This is a genomic window from Nocardia vaccinii NBRC 15922, from assembly GCF_001613305.1.
Lineage (GTDB): Bacteria > Actinomycetota > Actinomycetes > Mycobacteriales > Mycobacteriaceae > Nocardia > Nocardia vaccinii.
This window is the reverse complement of the sequence record NZ_BDCC01000027.1, coordinates 39,549-58,168: the sequence shown is the minus strand read 5'-3', so window position 1 is coordinate 58,168 and position 18,620 is coordinate 39,549. Positions and strand designations below refer to the sequence as shown.

Annotated in this window: 19 protein-coding genes; 11 read left to right on the top strand and 8 right to left on the bottom strand. The window is 66.8% G+C overall.

What is annotated here, in order from left to right:
• Positions 1-83 precede the first annotated feature (83 nt).
• The gene (locus NV1_RS18515; RefSeq protein WP_067892961.1) at positions 84-431 is read left to right on the top strand and encodes a DUF6401 family natural product biosynthesis protein; all 348 of its coding nucleotides are present in this window, start codon (positions 84-86) and stop codon (positions 429-431) included.
• Between the two features lie 3 nt (positions 432-434).
• On the opposite strand, the gene NV1_RS18510 is transcribed toward NV1_RS18515, so the two are convergent.
• The 3 genes from NV1_RS18510 to NV1_RS18500 all read right to left on the bottom strand — a co-directional run bounded on the left by NV1_RS18510 (position 435) and on the right by NV1_RS18500 (position 3,576).
• On the bottom strand, positions 435-782 hold the full coding sequence (locus NV1_RS18510; protein WP_157117114.1) for a hypothetical protein: 348 nt from the start codon (positions 780-782) through the stop codon (positions 435-437).
• Positions 783-960: 178 nt separating this feature from the next.
• A complete protein-coding gene (locus NV1_RS18505; RefSeq protein ID WP_067892926.1) occupies positions 961-1,581 on the bottom strand; it encodes a transglycosylase SLT domain-containing protein in 621 nt (206 codons plus the stop codon).
• 597 nt (positions 1,582-2,178) lie between these two features.
• The gene (locus NV1_RS18500; protein ID WP_067892924.1) at positions 2,179-3,576 is read right to left on the bottom strand and encodes a cystathionine beta-synthase; all 1,398 of its coding nucleotides are present in this window, start codon (positions 3,574-3,576) and stop codon (positions 2,179-2,181) included.
• 101 nt (positions 3,577-3,677) lie between these two features.
• Between NV1_RS18500 and NV1_RS18495 the strand changes: the two genes are divergently transcribed.
• The 3 genes from NV1_RS18495 to NV1_RS18485 all read left to right on the top strand — a co-directional run bounded on the left by NV1_RS18495 (position 3,678) and on the right by NV1_RS18485 (position 6,773).
• The gene (locus NV1_RS18495; protein ID WP_169813348.1) at positions 3,678-4,148 is read left to right on the top strand and encodes a hypothetical protein; all 471 of its coding nucleotides are present in this window, start codon (positions 3,678-3,680) and stop codon (positions 4,146-4,148) included.
• A 388-nt stretch (positions 4,149-4,536) separates the two neighbouring features.
• Positions 4,537-5,397 (top strand): SGNH/GDSL hydrolase family protein, encoded by an 861-nt coding sequence (locus NV1_RS18490; protein ID WP_067892920.1) that lies wholly within the window; start codon positions 4,537-4,539, stop codon positions 5,395-5,397.
• 155 nt (positions 5,398-5,552) lie between these two features.
• On the top strand, positions 5,553-6,773 hold the full coding sequence (locus tag NV1_RS18485; RefSeq protein ID WP_067892918.1) for an acetyl-CoA C-acetyltransferase: 1,221 nt from the start codon (positions 5,553-5,555) through the stop codon (positions 6,771-6,773).
• 311 nt (positions 6,774-7,084) lie between these two features.
• Here the strand turns inward: NV1_RS18485 and NV1_RS18480 are convergent, their stop codons facing one another.
• A complete protein-coding gene (locus tag NV1_RS18480) occupies positions 7,085-7,864 on the bottom strand; it encodes an alpha/beta fold hydrolase (RefSeq protein WP_067892916.1) in 780 nt (259 codons plus the stop codon).
• 188 nt (positions 7,865-8,052) lie between these two features.
• Here NV1_RS18480 and NV1_RS18475 point away from each other — a divergent pair, with 188 nt between their 5' ends.
• From NV1_RS18475 to NV1_RS18465, 3 genes are read left to right on the top strand one after another with little or no spacing between them, the layout of a single operon-like run.
• Positions 8,053-8,682, top strand: coding sequence for a nuclear transport factor 2 family protein (locus NV1_RS18475; RefSeq protein WP_169813347.1), 630 nt, complete (start codon positions 8,053-8,055; stop codon positions 8,680-8,682).
• Positions 8,683-8,726: 44 nt separating this feature from the next.
• On the top strand, positions 8,727-9,683 hold the full coding sequence (locus NV1_RS18470; protein WP_281181853.1) for a sigma-70 family RNA polymerase sigma factor: 957 nt from the start codon (positions 8,727-8,729) through the stop codon (positions 9,681-9,683).
• A complete protein-coding gene (locus NV1_RS18465) occupies positions 9,671-10,558 on the top strand; it encodes an NAD(P)H-binding protein (protein ID WP_067892911.1) in 888 nt (295 codons plus the stop codon). The genes NV1_RS18470 and NV1_RS18465 overlap by 13 nt, the downstream gene beginning before the upstream one ends.
• Before the next feature lie 90 nt (positions 10,559-10,648).
• On the opposite strand, the gene NV1_RS18460 is transcribed toward NV1_RS18465, so the two are convergent.
• Together NV1_RS18460 and NV1_RS18455 are read right to left on the bottom strand one after the other, a co-directional pair.
• A complete protein-coding gene (locus NV1_RS18460) occupies positions 10,649-11,509 on the bottom strand; it encodes a Bax inhibitor-1/YccA family protein (protein ID WP_067892960.1) in 861 nt (286 codons plus the stop codon).
• 145 nt (positions 11,510-11,654) lie between these two features.
• Positions 11,655-12,806: a class I SAM-dependent methyltransferase gene (locus NV1_RS18455; protein WP_067892910.1), complete on the bottom strand. Its 1,152-nt coding sequence runs from the start codon at positions 12,804-12,806 to the stop codon at positions 11,655-11,657.
• A gap of 354 nt (positions 12,807-13,160) precedes the next feature.
• On the opposite strand from NV1_RS18455, the gene NV1_RS18450 reads away from it, so the two are divergent.
• Both NV1_RS18450 and NV1_RS18445 read left to right on the top strand, forming a co-directional pair.
• Positions 13,161-13,751: a DUF6153 family protein gene (locus tag NV1_RS18450; RefSeq protein ID WP_067892909.1), complete on the top strand. Its 591-nt coding sequence runs from the start codon at positions 13,161-13,163 to the stop codon at positions 13,749-13,751.
• Between the two features lie 89 nt (positions 13,752-13,840).
• Positions 13,841-14,464, top strand: coding sequence for a DUF305 domain-containing protein (locus tag NV1_RS18445; RefSeq protein ID WP_067892907.1), 624 nt, complete (start codon positions 13,841-13,843; stop codon positions 14,462-14,464).
• A gap of 73 nt (positions 14,465-14,537) precedes the next feature.
• On the opposite strand, the gene NV1_RS18440 is transcribed toward NV1_RS18445, so the two are convergent.
• Both NV1_RS18440 and NV1_RS18435 read right to left on the bottom strand, forming a co-directional pair.
• The gene (locus NV1_RS18440; RefSeq protein ID WP_067892904.1) at positions 14,538-14,825 is read right to left on the bottom strand and encodes a hypothetical protein; all 288 of its coding nucleotides are present in this window, start codon (positions 14,823-14,825) and stop codon (positions 14,538-14,540) included.
• A gap of 154 nt (positions 14,826-14,979) precedes the next feature.
• Positions 14,980-16,365: a lipase family protein gene (locus NV1_RS18435; protein ID WP_084525501.1), complete on the bottom strand. Its 1,386-nt coding sequence runs from the start codon at positions 16,363-16,365 to the stop codon at positions 14,980-14,982.
• A 189-nt stretch (positions 16,366-16,554) separates the two neighbouring features.
• Between NV1_RS18435 and NV1_RS18430 the strand changes: the two genes are divergently transcribed.
• Together NV1_RS18430 and NV1_RS18425 are read left to right on the top strand one after the other, a co-directional pair.
• Complete coding sequence (locus NV1_RS18430; protein ID WP_067892959.1) at positions 16,555-17,784, top strand: PucR family transcriptional regulator; 1,230 nt, start codon at positions 16,555-16,557, stop codon at positions 17,782-17,784.
• Between the two features lie 259 nt (positions 17,785-18,043).
• Positions 18,044-18,619 carry a hypothetical protein gene (locus NV1_RS18425; RefSeq protein WP_157117112.1) on the top strand — a complete coding sequence of 192 codons (576 nt, stop codon included), beginning with the start codon at positions 18,044-18,046 and terminating at the stop codon, positions 18,617-18,619.
• The last annotated feature ends 1 nt before the right edge of the window (position 18,620 follow it).

Genomic DNA, 18,620 nt, shown 5'->3' with positions numbered 1-18,620 from the left:
AACGTATTTCAGTCCGATATCACCGTCCTGTGCGGAGACCGGGCGGACTGCCGAAAATGCCCGGAAGTTGCTAATCTGTGCGGGTGTTTCCGCTCGGCTCCGCGTTGCTCGAAGTATCAGCGCGCAAAACCTTGAATCGCCTGTACAAAACGCACGGGGTCCCCGCGATTATCGCGGCCGAACAATCGCCGGCGGTCTGCGCGGCGCTGGATCAACATGCCGCGGCCGTCCGCGACCTCGTCGAACGCGGGCTCGAGAATTCCGCCACGGTCCCGCCGTCCGTCCTGCTGGCCGGATACGCACGCGGGCTGGTGGAGAATTCCAGCCGAGCCGCGATCATCGCCCCGCGCAACTTGACCGAATGGGCGCGAGCCGACTGGCTGCCGCTACGCCTGGCCGCGATCTGCCTGTTCGACACGAATCACGACTGACCGCTACCGCGGTCGCGAATCGTGCGGCAGGCGCGGCTCGAGCAGCACGTCCTGATCGCGCCGGTCCGGCTCGGCGATGAGCGGGACCAGCACGGCGCCGACGAACACCACGACCGTGCCCAGGGTGGGCAGGGAGATCGACGCCGGCACCCCGACCCGGCCCAGCGCGGCGGCCGCACCGAGGCCCCAGACGAGTACGGCCGCGAATCGGCCGAGTATGCGCCCGCGGGCCGGGTCATCGAAACGTCTCGCGATCGGAGCCATCACCACGCGACCCAGTACGACCGCGAAACCGGCGATGACGAGCGCGGCCGCGACATTCGACAACCAGGCCCCGACCTGGATGCGCATTGTGTCCACGGTGTGCACGGAACACCCCCTCATCGCGTGTTCCGGCCCGGGTGCCGGAACACTCCACGCCCGGGGGTGTACCCCGGCAAATCATCACGTTATGCAGTTGCGCCGATATTGCTGATCCGATACAACGCGCGACTCCAGCGAATCGGCAGATGTTACGGAAAGAAACCGGTCAGTAGGCCGAATTGACGTTGTCCATCGAGCCGTACCGGTGGGCGGCGTAGTTGCACGCCGCGGCGATATTGGCGACCGGATCCCAGACATTCCACGAGGTGCCTTCGACGTGATAGGCCCGGAAGGTGGGATCGATCACCTGCAACAACCCCTTGGACGGAATACCCGCCGCGGCATTGGAGTCGTAGAGGTTGATCGCCTGCGGGTTGCCGCTGGATTCGCGCAGGATGTTGCGGTAGATGCCTTCGTAGCTGCCCGGAATGCCGTGCGCGGACATGATGTCCAAGGCCTGATGGATCCAGCCGTCCAGGTTGTCCGGATAGCTCGGCGCGGGCGGCGGGGGCGGAACCGGCGCGGGCGCGGGCGGCAGCGGTGCAGGCATCGGTGCGGGAGCCGGTGCGGCGACGGCCGCGGGCTGCACCGGCGCGGCGGGCGCCGCGGGCGCGGCTGCGGCGGCCGGGTGGGCCGCCTGCTCGATCGTCGAAGCCAGGGCGACGGGCTCCACGTGCGCGGCGCCCTGACCGGCCGCCGAGGTGATGGCGGCGAGCGCGGCCACGGCCAACGTGGCGGCTCCGGCGGTGCGCGCGACCGACTTGACTCTCATGCTGTTGCTGGACATTCGAAGTGGGTTCCTACTCTGGGTTTCGGCCGTTGCCGACCTGGCAGCAGGCAGCGCGGAACAGGGCGAACACCGTTGTTTCTCGGTGCGCTCGCCCGAGCGCTGGATGCTGTTGGGCTCAGAAGAGGGGAGACGGGACTCCCCGCTGATGCGACGCGCCTCAGCGGTTGCCGGGTGGCGCGGCTACACGGCGGACGATCGCGGCCCCAGCAAACGCTGCGGCTGTGGCGCCGAGTGGCGCGACAAGCGCGGTCGTAACCTGCATAGCGTTGACAACTCCTCGTGTAATCCGGACACGCGGTCCGATAACCAACGAGGTCACAGGATGATTGCGGTAGGTTAACGTAAACCTAACCGAAGATGAACAGATAATGTTTCTCCGAGCGTTTACGCATGATCAACACTCGCTATCAAGCCCTGAGCGGGGAGTTTGATCGTTAGCGGCAAGTGCGCCAGATCACAGAAAAAGTTAGCGTGTCGTGATGAAAGAGCCTGTTTTGTCCGATTTACGTACCCTTTCGGACACGGCGGGATAACAAAAATTGCCGGACCCTCGAACCATGTCGAGGATCCGGCAACCGGTGGGCGATCGCACACTCAGTGCACGGCGGGAATCCCGGAGGCGCTCAGGAAGCCGAGCAGATCGTGCCGGGTGATGACGCCGATCGGCTTACCGTCCTCGACGACCATCAGCGCGTCGGTGGACTCCAGTTCCTTGGTCAGCGCCGAGACCGACTCGCCGGAACCGATCAGCGGGAACGACGGGCTCATATACTTCGACACCGGATCGGTGAGATGTGCGCGTCCCTCGAATACGGCCGAGAGCAGATCGCGCTCGCTGACGCTGCCCGCGACCTCACCGGCCATCACCGGCGGCTCCGCACCCACCACGGGCATCTGCGACACGCCGTACTCGCGCAGGATCTCGATGGCGTCGCGCAACGTCTCCTGGGGGTGGGTGTGCACGAGATCCGGGATTGCGCCGGATTTGCCACGGAGCACATCGCCAACGGTCGACTCGGCTGTGCTGCCGTCCAGCCGGGACTGCAGGAAGCCGTAGGAGCTCATCCACTGGTCGTTGAAGATCTTCGACAGGTAGCCGCGGCCGCCGTCGGGCAGCAACACCACCACGACCGCGTTCGGATCGCGTTCGGCGACACGCAGCGCCGCCACCACGGCCATACCGCAGGACCCGCCCACCAGCAGGCCCTCCTCGCGAGCCAGGCGGCGGGTCATCTCGAAGGAGTCCGCGTCGGAGACCGCGATGATCTCGTCCGGAACAGCCGGATCGTAGGCGCTGGGCCAGAAATCCTCGCCGACACCCTCGACCAGGTACGGCCGGCCGCTGCCGCCGGAGTACACCGAACCCTCCGGATCCGCGCCGACGATCGTGACCTTGCCGCCGGAGACCTCCTTGAGATACCGGCCGGTGCCGGTGATGGTGCCGCCGGTGCCGACACCCGCGACGAAATGCGTCACCGTGCCGTCGGTGTCACGCCAGATCTCCGGGCCGGTGGTCTCGTAATGGCTGGCCGGGCCACCGGGATTGGAGTACTGATCCGGCTTCCACGCGCCCGGGATCTCCCGGACCAGGCGATCGGAGACCTGGTAGTAGCTGTCCGGATGCTCGGGCGGGACGGCGGTCGGGCACACCACGACCTCCGCGCCATAGGCCCGCAGCACGTTCCGCTTGTCCTCGCTGACCTTGTCCGGGCAGACGAAAACACATTTGTAGCCGCGCTGCTGGGCGACCAGCGCCAGCCCCACGCCGGTGTTGCCGGAAGTCGGCTCGACAATCGTGCCGCCCGGGGCCAGCAGCCCCTGTTCCTCGGCGGCGTCGATCATCTTGACCGCGATGCGGTCCTTGGAACTGCCACCCGGGTTCAGATATTCGATCTTGGCCGCCACCAGGCCGGACTCGGGCCCCACCACCGAGTTCAACCGAACGAGCGGGGTGTTGCCGATCAGCTCGACGACATGGTTCGCGATGCGCATGACGCCCATCGTTCCAGAGATAGCCAACAGTCCTGCTGGGACCCCGGCCTACGCGTACGTCCCGAAGAGCCGGTTCCTGCTTTATCATCTCCGGCGTGAGGATGCCCCGGACTGCCCGCAATGCCGCAATTCTGCTCGGCTCCCTCGGAGCCGCAGCCGCGATCGCGTCGCCCGCCGTCGCGGACGCGCAGAGCGTCGAATTCCCCCAGACACCCAGCCTGTTCTACGGCGGGCTCTGTGCCGGAAATATCCGGACCTGGGCCGATACCAGCCCCGACTACGCTGGTCGGGCCGTGTTCAACGTCCAGGCTCTGGCCATCCAGGGCCTCGGCTCGGGCTCGTACCCACTGGCCCCGCTGTGCAATGTGGACACCACCGTCGCCTGGCGGAATCTGAACACCGGCGCCACCGGACAGTGGCGCGTGAACGTCGTTTCGGGCATCTACGGCAGCATTCTCTACGCCGTGTACCAGAACACCGGTCCGGGCCGCATCGACGTCACCGTGACGACCAACAATCTGAGCGTGCCCAGCCACGCCACCATCGACGTCCCGGCGCCTCCCGAACACTGACCAGACGGCTCCCTTTCGTATTGACGATTGACGCACCTCGTTCGGCTCGTCGAACGAGGTGCGTTCGGCTGGACGAGGCCCGGAGGTTACGTCATCGCTCGGGGCCGCTCGCTCGCGCCGCACATCCTCGCCGGCCGGCCCGGGGCGGCGCGCACGAGAATTCCTCGGACGGCCTGCTCGCTGATGCCGCCGGAGGAAGGATCTGCGCACACGGTCGCTGAATCCGCATCCGATACCAAGTGCTGGAAGGTGTGCGAGGCCGGGTAACGGGTGCGGCTGCCAATTCGAGGGGTGCTCGCGGGCGGGTGATGGGGCACCATGGATGCGAACGATCGAGCGGGCCGATGAACTGGGACGAATCGGATAACGAGGACGGAGAGGCACTGCCGTGGTAAAAGGCTGGCGCACATTCGCGGTGACGAGTGCCGCGACAGTCGTGGCGGGGTCCGGGGCCGGAACCGCCTCGTGGGCAACCTACCGCCTGCTGATGTCGCAGGCACAGGCCGCGCGCACGGTGATCGGGCGGGACACCTCCAAACCTCCGGAGGCCGACGGCGTGTACACCGCGGGGTGTATCGCACCCGAAACATGGCGCACCGGAACACCTTTCGATATCCACCTGATGATCTTCGGCGATTCCACCGCGGCCGGAGTCGGTTGCCGCAGCGCCGAGGAGGTGCTCGGCGTGCGGATCGCCCGCGGTGTGGCCGAGGCGTCCGGGCGGCGGATCCGGTTGAGCACCAAGGCCATTTCCGGCGCCACCTCCAAAGGCCTGGCCGGACAGGTGGATGCGATGTTCGTGGCCGGCCCGCCGCCGGATGTGGCGGTCATCCTGGTCGGGGCCAACGACGTCACGAAGAAACATTCGGTCCTGCAGTCCGCCCATCGATTGGGCAGCGCGGTCGAACGCCTGCACAAGGCCGGAAGTGTCGTCGTGGTCGGCACCTGCCCGGATCTGGGTACGGTGGCGGCGATTCCGCAGCCGCTGCGCGCCCTGGTGCACAGCTGGAGCGTCCGGCTCGCTCGCGCACAGGCGTCGGCGACCCGGGCCGCGGGCGGATGTGCAGTGCGAATGGGCGATCTGCTGGGTCCCGATTTCCGCAGCACCCCTGAGATCCTGTTCTCCGCCGACGGTTTCCACCCCTCGGCCGCGGGCTACCAACTCGCGGCCGGACATCTGCTGCCCGCGGTCCTGCGGGAGATCGCCGATCGCGAGGCCAACGCCATGGCCACGGTCTCGGACGGGTAATCCGCCCGTGGCCGACACGCCGGACCAGGCACGGCCGGATTACCGCATACCGGGTGTCGGACCTTCGATCCGGGCGACGTAAATTCGGAGGGGAATTCCGCACTCGAGTACCGAATGACCGGCCGGTCGTTCACTCGCCCGACAAAGGAGTCCTCATGCCAGAGGCCGTCATCGTTTCCTTCGCTCGCTCCCCCATCGGCCGCGCGGGCAAGGGTTCCCTCGTGAGCATGCGCCCGGACGACCTCGCGGCGCAGATGGTCCGCGCCGCCCTGGACAAGGTTCCGGCGCTGGATCCGACCCAGATCGACGACCTGATGCTCGGCTGCGGCCAGCCCGCTGGCGAGGCCGGTTTCAACACGGCCAAGGTCGTCGCCACCAAGCTGGGTTACGACTTCCTGCCCGGTGTCACCCTCAACCGGTACTGCTCCTCCTCGCTGCAGACCACCCGCATGGCACTGCACGCGATCAAGGCCGGTGAGGGTGATGTGTTCATCTCCGCCGGCGTCGAGACCGTTTCTCGTTTCCCGAAGGGCACCTCGGACGGTTGGCCCGACACCCACAACGGCCAGTTCGCCGAGGCCGAGGCCCGGACCGTCAAGCGTGCCGAGGGCGGTTCCGGCGGCTGGACCGATCCGCGCGAGAGCGGTGAGCTGCCCGATATCTATATCGCGATGGGCCAGACCGCCGAGAACGTCGCCCAGTACACCGGGATCTCACGCGAGGACCAGGACCACTGGGGCGTGCGGTCGCAGAACCGCGCCGAGGAGGCCATCAAGTCCGGCTTCTTCGAGCGTGAGATCAGCCCGGTGACGCTGCCGGACGGCACCGTCGTCTCCACCGACGACGGCCCGCGCCCCGGCACCACCTACGAGAAGATCTCCCAGCTCAAGCCGGTCTTCCGCCCGGACGGCACGGTCACCGCCGGTAACGCGTGTCCGCTCAACGACGGCGCCGCGGCGCTGGTCATCATGAGCGACACCAAGGCCAAGGAGCTCGGCCTGACCCCGCTGGCGCGCATCGTGTCCACCGGCGTGTCGGGTCTGTCCCCGGAGATCATGGGCCTGGGCCCGATCGAGGCCGTGCGCAAGGCGTTGAAGATCGCCGGTAAGACCATCGACGACATCGATCTCTACGAGATCAACGAGGCCTTCGCCGTGCAGGTGCTGGGCTCGGCACGCGAGCTGAATATGGACTTGGACAAGCTGAACGTCTCCGGCGGCGCGATCGCCCTCGGCCACCCGTTCGGCATGACCGGCGCCCGCATCAGCGCCACCCTGATCAACAACCTGCAGACCCACGACAAGCAGTTCGGTCTGGAGACCATGTGCGTCGGCGGCGGCCAGGGTATGGCCATGGTGCTGGAGCGCCTGAGCTAGAGCCACCGCCGGACTCGCGGTAATAAGCCGCGGCCGACAGCACATTCGACGAAGGGCGGTCGCCTCGAGCGAACGCCCTTCGTCATGCTCGAGCAACAATTCGTCACGCCCACGGCGGCGATCCAACCACGGCAGGACGCAGGGCGCCCGCGCCGGCGCCTGCTATGCAGTGCTCTGCTCGGGGCGTGCACGGGCGTATAGCAATCTCGGTGGCGGTGAATTCGCCGGCCAGGCAGGCGCGGCCGACGGCGACGGCGGTCGAGCCGGTGCGGGTCGGTCGCAGGCAGTGGATGTCGGCGCGAGCGGCGACCTCACGCGATGGCCGAGGCGAGGAAGTCCCGGACCAAAGGGCTTGCGGTGGAACGGAATTCCTCGAAGTAGGCATGACGTGCTCCGGGGATCAGCTCGAGGCGCGCACCCGGAATGCGTTCGGCGAGCAGAGGGGCGTTGGCTGCGGGATTGAACCGATCGTCCGCGCCGTGCACCACCAGTGTCGGCGCGATGATGGTGGGCAGCACATCCCACGCGTCGTGCCGATGACTCGCGATCAGGTGACGACGCAGCGCGTACGAGGGCATCGTCGGATCGCCGAGCGTCTGATACGGGCCGGCGGTGCGGGCCAGCCAGTCCGGCGTGTACATCAGATCCAGCAGCGCTCGTTGTGCGGTGGCCGGGTCGGCGAGCAGACCGCGGATATCGTTTCCGCGATCCACACCGTGCCGCCCGCCCGGTGAGGTACAACCCAGTACGAGGGCCCGCACCCGTCCGGGATATTCCGCCGCGATCCACTGCGCCACCCGACCGCCCATCGAGGTGCCGTACACATCGACCCGATCGACCCCCGCGCCGTCCAGCACGGCGATCGCATCTTCGGCGAATCCCCTTGTGCTGTAGGGAATATCGGGCTTGTCACTGTCACCGGTCCCGCGGTAGTCGAACGTGATGGTGCGGTGCGACCCGTGGAAGTCCTCGCGAATGCCGTCCCACCAGTGGTGGTTGTTGGACTGCCCGGCCAGCAGCAACAACGGAAATCCGTCGCCCTGGCTCTGATAGGCGATGCACACCCCGTCCCCGGCCTGTATATACGGCATCGCCGAACCCCTTCCTCACCCAACCGAAAATCGGCCGACCGCCAACAGTACTGCGGGTGACCAGCCGATCTCTCAGGCAGCCCCGGGGTCCCGACCGGCACGGCGAACACGCGAACGCTCACGCCGATGAGTTTGCGCACTCCTGCGGATCTACATCAGTGACCAGTACAGATCCGAAGGAGTTCGACGTGGACAGAACAGTGGTGGTGCGATATCGGACCCGCGATGACGCCAGGGCGGAGAATCGGCGGCTGATCGAGGAGGTATTCGCGCAGTTGCATCGCGAACAGCCCGCCGACGTGACCTATTCGGCCTTCGAGCTGGGCGATTCGGGGCAGTTCGTGCACACCGCGACCGCTACCGGCGACGTACTGTCGGAGCTCGACTCGTTCCGGCGGTTTCAGCGCGATATCGGGTCGCGGGTGGTCACCGGGCCCGAGGCGCAGGCGGCGACGGTGATCGGCGCGTATCGGCCCGTCCCGGCGAGCGTTGCCGTCGCGGTGACGTATGTCGAGGCATTCGGACGGCGGGATCTGCCGACCGTGACCGGCCTGCTGCACGACGATGTCGTATTCGACAGTCCCCGAACACATCTCACCGGCGCCGCGGATGTATCCGCCGCCATCGGGAAATTCGCCGAGGCAGTGACCGGGGTCGAGGTCATCGACGCGTTCGGCGACGAGGACCGCGCGGTGGTCGTCTACGACATGCACACCGGCCCGTTCGGCACACTGCGCGCCGTCGACCACGTCACCGTGCGAGGTGGGCGAATCGCCTGCGACACAGTAGTTTTCGATACGGCGCGGTTGCCGCGGTGACCACCGAACCGTTCGATATCGCCGCACAGTGATATCGCACCGAACTGTTCGCCTACTGCTACCGCATGCTCGGCTCGCCGCACGACGCCGACGACGCGGTTCAAGAAACCTATCTGCGCGCCTGGCGGGGTTACCACGGATTCCAGGGCCGCTCCTCGTTGCGGACCTGGCTGTATCGGATCGCCACCCGCACCTGTCTGCGGGCGATCGAGCGCCGAACGCATCGCGCGTATCCGTCCGGTCTGGGCGGACCCGTGACCGACCCGACCGGGCCGCTGCACGCGCGTCGACTCGAAATCGCCTGGGTGGAACCGGTTTCCGATACCGAGCTGGATCCTGCGGAGGTGGCGGCGGCCCGGCACACGCTGCGGTTGGCGTTCATCGCCGCACTACAGCATCTGCCCGGTCGGCAACGTGCGGTGCTGATCTTGCGCGAGGTGCTGATGTTCCACGCCGACGAGGTCGCCGATCTGCTCGGCACCAGCACGGCGGCGGTCAACAGCGCACTGCAACGCGCGCGAGCACAACTGGCCAAGACCGCACCGCACGGTTACGACCTGGCCGAACCGAAGGATGCGCGGCGTCGCACCTTACTCGACCGCTATGCCGACGCGTTCACCCACGGCGATATCGACGGATTGGTGGAAATCCTCACCGAGGACGCGGTTTTCGAGATGCCGCCGGTGCCGTCCTGGTTCCGGGGCCGCGAGCATATCGGCCGATTCCTGGCGACCCGGCTCATCGAACCCGATGGCCGGATTCTGGTACCCGCCGCCGCGAACGGCCAACCGGCCTTCGGCCTCTACACCCGCGGCCACGGCGGAGTACACCGCGCACACGCACTGCAACTGCTCACCGTCGGTCCGACCGGGATCGCGCGAATCGACATGATTCATGATCCCGCCCTGTTCCCCCGTGTCGGCCTGCCCTATCTGGCACCGGACGACACCGCATCGAATCCCGTTCCCCCACAAGAAAAGAGCACACCATGCATCTGCTGACCGGCGTCACCGGCCTGTCCGGGTATATCGTCGTCCGGGAATTCGCCCGGCAGGCGGTTCCGGTCCGCGTCCTGGTCCGCGATCCGGACGCCGCCCCCTGGCTGCGCGACCTGCCGAATGTCCGGGTCGTGCGCGGCGATATGACCGTGGCCGAATCGTTGACCACCGCATTCGACGGCGTCGACCGCGTGCTGATGATCTCCTCCCCGCGCGGCGATATGGTCGAAACCCAATGCCGTTTCATCGATTTCGCCGCCGCGGCCGGGGTGCGCCATATCGTCAAGTTCAGCGGCAGGGAATCGGGGACCACCTTCGATCCGCAGGCATTCCGCGGCACCCGCTGGCATCTGGAGATCGAGAACTATCTGGAGAATTCCGGGCTGGCCTGGACACATCTGCGCCCGAGCCAGTTCATGCAGGTCTATCTGCCCGGCACACTCACCGGAGTGGATTCGAAGCACCGAGCGTTGGTCATGCCGATCGGGCAGAGTCGGCTCGCGCCGGTCGACATCGCCGATATCGCGCGGGTGGCGGTGGCCATGATGGGAGCCGATGGCATCGAGGGCCGGGCGTTCGACATGACCGGCCCCGAGGGGCTGACCATGTCCGAGATCACCGCCCGGATCAGCGCCGCCACCGGCCGCACGTTCGGCTACGAGGAGGTGACGCTCGAGCGCAAGCGCGCGCTGCACACCGCCGAAGGGCTGCCGCCGGAGGTCGTGGATCTGCTGGACGAGATCTACCGCGGCCGATACGCCTCGCCGGAGTGCCGGGTGGATCTGTCGACCCATCGCGAGTTCGGTGTCGAACCGACCACCTTCGCGGATTTCGCGCGTCGGCACGCGGACGACTTCGTCGCGGAGGCTGCGGCCTGAGCGCCGAGCCGCGAACAAGTACCCGGACACGTCAACGGGCGGCCGCCGATTTCGGCGACCACCCGTTGTGTGGATCAGTGCGATACCGCGCTAATTGCGTTGCAGGTAGCTCAGCAGGCGCAGGATCTCGATGTACAGCCAGACCAGGGTGACGGTCAGGCCGAGGGCCACGCTCCAGGCCGCCCGCTCCGGCGCACCGGCGCGGATGAGCTGATCGGCGGCGTCGAAGTCCAGCAGGAAGCTGAAGGCGGCGATACCGATCACGATGAGGCTGAACACGATCGACAGCGGGCCGCCGTCGCGCAGACCGAAGCCGCCGGGGGTGACGAATCCGGCGATCAGGTTGCCGACCATCAGCACGAGCACGCCGATCATCGCGGCGACCATCATGCGGGTGAATCGCGGAGTGACGCGGATCGCGCCGGTCTTGTAGACCACGAGCATGCCGAAGAACACACCGAAGGTCCCCAGGACGGCCTCACCGATCAGACTCGCCCCGCCGACGCCGCCGAACTTCACATTGGTGAAGACGAACGACAGCGCACCAAGGAACAGCCCCTCGAAGGCGGCGTAGCTCAGCACGATGGCCGGGTTGTCCTGCTTGCGGCCGAAGCTCGCGATCATCACCAGCACGAAGCCGACCAGCGCGCCGACTCCGACGAAAACGCCCGCGAGGCCATTGTTCATCGAGGTCAGGGCATAGGAGATGATCGCCATGACGGTGACCACGCCGAGCGTGATACCGGTCTTCGTCACGACGTCGTCGATGGTCATCGGCTGGGTGGCCTGGGCCTGCTGGTAAGGCTGCTGCTGATACAGCTGCTGCTGATACGGCTGGCCGTACTGGTCGAATTGCGTGGCGCCGGCAGTCGGCGAGCCGAACCCCGCGTAGCCGCCGCCGCGCTGGGGTTGCGGCAAGTTTCTGAAGATCGGGTTGCTTGTTGTGCGCACCGTTCTCGTGCCTTTCCGGAAGTCGCGGTCCACGGCGATCGTGGCCGTTCTGAGTATCCAACGTGCCGCACGGAAGGCAAGTTCCCAAGCGGACAGAAATCGGACAAATCAGACTGTACCGTCCGGAAAATCCGCGTGCACGAACCTAGTCCGCGCGCCCGTCCCGGATCCCGCGCACCGAGCGGGTCACCGTGAACTTCCGGTTCCGCCCCACCACGTCGGTCATTCCGACGAAACGCTCGACCACACCCCGGTAGTTCAGATGTGAGTTGTACACCGTCCACAGCTCCCCGCCCGGCCGCAGCACCCGGCCGGTCTCGGTGAACATCTTGATCGCCGATCCGGTGTGCACCGCGGCCCCGACATGGAACGGCGGATTGCACAGCACCAGATCCGCACTGTTGTCCGGCACCGCCGACATCGCGTCGTCGCGTACCACCCGCACCCGGTCCGCGACGCCGTTCACCGTCGCGGTCGCCCGCGCCGAGGCCACCGCCGCCGCGGATTGGTCCGTGCCGATCACGGTCACGTGCGGCCGCGCCTTGGCCAGCGCCACCGCGAGAATTCCGGTACCGCACCCCAGATCGATCGCATCACGGGCATCGGGTTTCATCCGGCGCAGATGTTCGATCAGGAATCTCGTGCCGATGTCCAGGCGCGGTCCGGAGAACGCCGCACCGTGCGCGACGACCTCGAGATCCAGTTCGCCGAGCTGTTTGCGAATCGGATACGGCGGCTCGCCGACGGTTCTGGGCCCGCGCGCCAACAGAATCCGCGACTTCTGCCGCCCCCGGCTGGCCTGAACCGACGAAAACGATTCGGCCAGTATCTCGTTCATCGCCGGGGTCAGATACTTGTCCCGCGCGCCGGCGAACACCTGCACCTCGGGATCGGCGTAACGGGCTATGGCGTCGGCGATCTCGGCCAATCCGGACAGTGCTCGCGGCAACCGCAGCAGGACCACCCGCACACCGTCGAGCAGGTCACGATCGAGCGCATGGGTGGTGTAGCGGTCGGCGAGCGCGACCGTACGAGCGTTGTGCGACAACGCGAGTTCACCGGTGAGCAGATCCTGATGCACCCGCACATCGCGTAGATCGTGTGCGGCGATGGCGCCCAGCGTGAGCGCGCCGTAACCGTCGTCCACCACCGCGACCCGGCCGTTGCCCGCCGCGGCCAGCGCATCGGCCGCGACATCGAGAATCAGCCGGTCTGCGGCGTCGACCGCATACAGGTTCACCGCTTCCACGTCGGGGTATCGCCGCAACCGGCCCAATACGTCGTCGAACTCCTGCACCCCTACAGTGTGCTAGATCGTTGCCATGCCGTCACGCCGACCCCGTTGGTTGACCCGTCCACCATCCGTCCCACCAGTACCAGCCGAGGGTCGATCGGGGTCCGGCGGCCTGCGCCGAAACGAGGTTGCTGGCACGAAGCTGAACACCTCGAAACGCTCGCCACCCGCGTGCGAACCGCGCCTCTTCCGGCTCATCGCGGCCTTCGTCGCCGTTTTCGTCCGCTGTTTGCGGAGTCCGAGCCGTGACCGATCGCAACCCGGGACTCACCTCGGCGACCGACCTCGGATCCGGTCGGCGACACTTTGTCCGGGCCATACCGGCAGGGGGTATCAAAAGGCCGCTACACTGTCCGCGTGAGCCATCGGCCCGAACATCTCGCCACCGGATACGTCCGGGTGGCGGGTCTGCTCACGCTGTTGATCGGGATCGCGGTGATGCACGTTCTCATCGTCGTACATACGACGGGCCATACCATCGAACACGCTGCGGCGCAGTCGTTCACGCATCGGTCGACACCGCCCGACATCCCCCGCGGTCCCGCGATGCCGATGGCCGCCCACCGGACCCCGGACTCCCCCGGACAGCAGTCGATGACCACCGAAGCGGCTCCCCCCGCCGCGCCATCGATGCCGGACACGACCGCCACGCCCATTGCCCGGCATCATCAGCCGAGCATGTTGGCGGCGCTCACCCCGATGATGATGCGGGGCGACGGTATGGACCCCGGATGCGCCGACGGCTGCTGCCTGATGTCCGGCGGCACGCATGCCTGCGTATTCATCCTCACCGCACTGATACTGCTGCTGGGTCTGGCGTTCGTGGGCCGGGTCGGTGACGAAACAGACGCATCCACCCGAACGGTGCGCGCCTGGGCGGCCCGGCATGCCCGGCCGCCGCCCTGGACGACGCCCTCGTTGGCCGAATTGTCGATTCTGCGGATCTGACGGACCGCCGTGTCGGCGTGGAATCGCCACGCGGACACGGGCTTTCCGGACCTCAGTTCAGATCTTCACAATTCCCCAGGAGGACAACCATGTTCATCTCACGTACACGAATCACTTTGGCGGGTACCGGAATCGCCGTCGCACTGCTCATCGCCGGCTGCAGTAGCGACTCCGGGAGTTCCACCTCCGGCACGACCACCCCGATGGCCGATATGCCGGGTATGAACCACAGTGCCGCGAGCTCGACCGCACCCACCCGCACCGATTTCGACACCGCCGACGTGACGTTCCTGCAGATGATGTATCCACATCACGCACAGGCCGTGGAGATGTCGAAAATGGTGCCGAGCCGATCGCAGAATCAGCAGCTCATCGCGCTGGCCGCGAAGATCGAGGCGGCGCAGGCGCCGGAGATGACGAAATTCGCGGATCTGCTGCACAGCTTCGGCAAACCGGCCCCGTCGGCCACGATGGACCACCCGATGGGCGGTGTGATGTCGCAGGGGCAGATGACCGCGCTGGGGCAGGCATCGGGTGCGGCCTTCGACAAGATGTGGTTGCAGATGATGATCGAGCACCACAAGGGTGCGGTGACCATGTCCAACACCGAACTGGCCGATGGCAGCAACGCCGAGGTCAAGGCGCTGGCGCAGGGCATCATCACCGCTCAGCAGGCGGAGATCACGCAGATGCAGGACATGTTGCGGAGCTGATCACGTCGCGGCGCTGATCGGATGCTCGCAGGAAGGTCCCCCCGCAACCGGGACCTTCCTGCGAGCGGCTCGATCAACTGCCGATGACGGCGTTCATGATGGTTCCGGCGCTGGTGGCGACACCGCCGCCGACCATCGCGCCCGCCACCATCTTCGGCGATTCGAGGCTGCCACCGTTCCACTTCTCCCAGGCGAATTTACCGCCGCCGTAGGTGACGGCCGTGACGCCGGAGAGCAATACGAACCAGGTGAAATACCGGACGAGCTTGAGCAGCTTGTCCGCCGCCGGCGGTGTCTCCGGAGTGGGGTTGCCGACCTGGGCAAGCACAGTCATGTACATCTCGTGTGCGGCGAGAACCATGCTCACGTTCGTTGTCCTCTCGGATGCTGAGGTGATGCTGGTGTGACCACCCGCCCGAATGTCGCAGAGATGCGGCGGGAGCATGCAGGTAGAACTCGTCGATCTCTACTATTGAACCGCATTTGCCAGGCGTCGCGCAGGCGGACACACCAAATCACCCGCTAGAGCCGGCCGAGCCCGCCTCTCCGGGCGCGGCGGCGATTCCCACGGCCGCGAGGCGTACGGGCCGGCCTCGAAAAACCCCATGCGGCGACCAGCGCCGCCGCGGGTCGGAGCGAATCGGTCGAGCGGCGAGCAGGTGCGCGGTGAGGCGGGCCATGGCGCGGTGCCCGCGGAGAGCTCGGCGAGTGGCGGCGACCGAGCGGACCGTTCTGATGCCCGCGGAGGCGGGGACGGCGGCGAAGCGGTCGGCGATCCAGTCGAGCATGGCGGGAATGGCGATGAACTGCAGAGGGAAATGGAGGCTGAGGCGGTCGCGGAGATAGTGCACGTGGGCCCCCGCCGCGATGTAGCGGTCGACCAGGGCGTCGATATCGGCGACAGCGATGATCTCGTCGTTGACGCCCTGGACGATCAGAAGCGGCATATCGGGCGCCACCGCGCCGGGCCGGATGTCCGCGATGACGGGCAGCATCTCCGGCAATCGCAGCAGGGCCTCGACGTCGTGATCGGAATATCTGCCGACATCCCTGCGCGCCAAGCGGGCGAGAAGCGGAAGTGTCGCGCTCACCTCGGCTTTCGCGAGCATATCCAGATATCCGGCGCGCAGGTGCGTGCGGGCGAGCGGTTCCAGGCGCGGATACGCGCGCCGCAGCCCGGCCAGGAAGATCATGGCGAATCCGGCGAACAACGTGCCGTTCAAGCGCACGAATGCCGCACCCGGGTCGCCGACCGGGGATCCGGCCGCCGCGCCGACGATTTCGAGCTCCGGCGCGTACCGCGCAGCCACTTCGGCGGCCCAGACCGTCGCCAGCCCGCCACCCGAATATCCCCACAGCGCAACGGGTGTGCTCGTATCCAGGCCGAGCGGTTCGAATGACAGCGCGGCCCGAATCCCGTCCAGCGCACGGTATCCGGGCTCACGCGGTGCACCGAATCGCCCGGCCGGGCCGCCGTGGTCGGGCACCGATACCGCCCACCCCCGGGCCAGCGCCGCGGCGATGAGCGGCACCTCCAACTGCGGAATCGCCCCGAGCGCCCATGCTCCCCGCCGCAACGCGTACGACGGAAAACACTGCGGCGCTATGGCGTCGATCGCACACTGCAAGGACACCAGCGGACGCCGCCGATCCGGCGCCGCCCCGCGCGGCAGCAGCACGGTGGTCACCGACGCCTCCGGCTCGCCATTCAGATCGCAACTGCGGTACAGCAGCTGCCACGCCGAAACACGCAGCGGTACAACGCCGAAAACGGCCGGCTCGATCACCCGACTACGCAGCAGCGCACCCGGCGGACGATGTTCGAATCCGGTGGGCGGCCGGTAGAACGGATCGCGATCGGGCCGCAACGGCCGATACCCTCGCACAACCGACTCCCTCATCGACGAACCGCGGATCGAAGGTACACGCCCCTTCCGTGAACCCGAGACGAAATGTATGCCGGGGACCCGAGCACTGTCACTGCCCTCATATGCACAGATAATCCGGATAAGATTGTCTCGCAATACAAAATCCCGTGCCGCGAGGACGAGACCTTGCTCGGCCTGCTGTTTCCGGTAACAATCGGCGCCATGTCCGACGCCGGCTCCGCCCCACCTCGACGCGCCGGCATCGCCATGCGCATGCTCGATCGCCTGCCCTGGATAGCCGAGCGGATCCTGGCATCGGGTCTGGGCGCGACACCACCGGCGACGGATCTTCCGGAAGGGCATTTCCGCGAGGTCCTGCCCGCCATTCACGAATGCGCGCACGCCTTTCTGCGCTCGGTGGATCAACAGCGGGAATTCACGCACGACGAGGCCGCGAAATTCATCGTCCCGGTGGTGGAACGCCATGCGCAGGAACGGCTTCCGCTGCGGCTGCTGCTCGAGGCGGTGCACGCCTCGGCGCGACAGGTATTGCGGGAGGCGGCGGCGTTGAGCGAACCGGAGGATATGGATCAACTGGTGGATTTCGGCGATCGGATGCTGGGCCTGCTGATGCATATCAACACGATCACCGTGGACTCCTATGCGGAGACCGAACTGTCGATCCATCACGCGGAACGCGAGGCGCGCCGGGCATTGTGCCGGGCCCTGCTGCGTGGACTCGCCCCAGGTGATCTCGCCGTTCGCGCGGGAATCGCACTCGCCGAACGGTATTCGGTCCTCGCGATCGAGCTGCCGCCCGTCGGGCATCCCGCCGCGGCAGCGCATCTGCTCACCCGGCGACGCATCCGCGTGTTGCAGCAGACCCTGGATCAACTTGCTGGGGTTGCCGTGTTGAATACCTTCGACGGCTCGCACGGGACGATCCTGCTGCCCAGCGGTTCCGAGGCCGCCGACCGCGAATCCTCGCCATTGGCGGAGGAACTCGCCGCGCAGTTCGGCACGGACGTCGTGATCGCCGAAATTTCCAGCGTCCCACGTGAAGCCGTACCGGAGTCGGCGCAACTGGCCACCGAGCTGGCCGCACTGGCACGACTACTGGGGCGCCCCACCGGCGCCTACCTGCTCGACGACCTACTCCTGGAGTACCAGCTCACCCGTCCGGGCGCGGCGCGAGATCGGCTCGCCGAGCGCGTGGCCCCGCTGCTGGGCAGCCCGCATCTGCTGGAAACCCTCGACGCCCACCTGCGGCACGGCTCGGATCGCAAGGCCGCCGCCGCCGAAATCCACGTTCACCCCAATACTTTCAGTTATCGACTGCGCCGGATCGCCGAGCTGACGGGTACCGATCCGAACGAACCCACCGGTTCCCGGCTGCTGTCGGCCGCACTCATCGTGCACCGCATGTACCCGTTGCCGGAAGCCGCTTCCTGAGTTCGACGACGACTGGTACCCGACCGGACTTCCCGCCTCAGACAGCAATCAGACAGCATGCGTGGTAGCCAATCGACATGGCCCCGCCAAAGCGTCAACCAATTTCCTATATCAGCACATTAGTCGAGAAGCCTCGAAAATTGCCGACTCACACCTATGGGCAAATTGTTTGCTAAAAGGTAGCCTTTCGAAACGACAGGGCGGCCCTCCGCCTCGTCCGACGGATCTGTGCCCAGTAACGGCGGGGAAGCAGGTAGTGATGGCTACGAACGGACAGCTCAGAGCGGCCTTGGCGATTCTGCACGCCGATACCGACGCCGTCGAGGAGCAGGTGTGGCAGCGGGCGATGGGCGGCGCGGACAGCACCGGAGTCGAACATGCCATGCTGGCGGGGCTGCTCTACCGGGTGGTCGGCGCGGATCTACGGGATTCGCTGGCCACCGCACCCGATGTCGGCAGTCTGGAGGATCGCGCTCGCGCCGCCGGTCCCAGTGCGGTCGCGGTGCGAGGTGAGGATCTCTACGGTCAGGCGCATTTCGAGGCGTACTGGCTCACCGATCGCATCGCCGAACTCTACGGCGAACTCGACGCGGTCCCGCCGCCGCTGGCCGCCGCTGCCTATACCGCCGAGGTCACCCGCACCCTGCTGCGCATCCATCGTGACCTGCTGGAAAATCCCAGAACACAAGTCGCCCACCCGGGTTGGGAGAGCATTCTCGATCAACTGGACCGCGCCTGCGCATTGGCCCGCGCCGCGTTCGCGTCCGCCGAGACGGTCCCGCAACGCAACGTGGGCCGGCCGCCGACCCGGCTGGAATTCCCGTCCGCCCGATAGC

Bases quoted from the DNA above. Each gene is read 5' to 3' on its own strand.
- NV1_RS18440 (WP_067892904.1), bottom strand. From the start codon at position 14,825: ATGGTTCTCGCCGCACACGAGATGTACATGACTGTGCTTGCCCAGGTC.
- NV1_RS18430 (WP_067892959.1), top strand. From the start codon at position 16,555: ATGTCCGACGCCGGCTCCGCCCCACCTCGACGCGCCGGCATCGCCATG.
- NV1_RS18480 (WP_067892916.1), bottom strand. From the start codon at position 7,864: ATGCCGTATATACAGGCCGGGGACGGGGTGTGCATCGCCTATCAGAGC.
- NV1_RS18495 (WP_169813348.1), top strand. From the start codon at position 3,678: ATGCCCCGGACTGCCCGCAATGCCGCAATTCTGCTCGGCTCCCTCGGA.
- NV1_RS18445 (WP_067892907.1), top strand. From the start codon at position 13,841: ATGTTCATCTCACGTACACGAATCACTTTGGCGGGTACCGGAATCGCC.
- NV1_RS18485 (WP_067892918.1), top strand. From the start codon at position 5,553: ATGCCAGAGGCCGTCATCGTTTCCTTCGCTCGCTCCCCCATCGGCCGC.
- NV1_RS18505 (WP_067892926.1), bottom strand. From the start codon at position 1,581: ATGTCCAGCAACAGCATGAGAGTCAAGTCGGTCGCGCGCACCGCCGGA.
- NV1_RS18500 (WP_067892924.1), bottom strand. From the start codon at position 3,576: ATGCGCATCGCGAACCATGTCGTCGAGCTGATCGGCAACACCCCGCTC.
- NV1_RS18510 (WP_157117114.1), bottom strand. From the start codon at position 782: ATGCGCATCCAGGTCGGGGCCTGGTTGTCGAATGTCGCGGCCGCGCTC.
- NV1_RS18465 (WP_067892911.1), top strand. From the start codon at position 9,671: ATGCATCTGCTGACCGGCGTCACCGGCCTGTCCGGGTATATCGTCGTC.
- NV1_RS18435 (WP_084525501.1), bottom strand. From the start codon at position 16,365: ATGAGGGAGTCGGTTGTGCGAGGGTATCGGCCGTTGCGGCCCGATCGC.
- NV1_RS18425 (WP_157117112.1), top strand. From the start codon at position 18,044: ATGGCTACGAACGGACAGCTCAGAGCGGCCTTGGCGATTCTGCACGCC.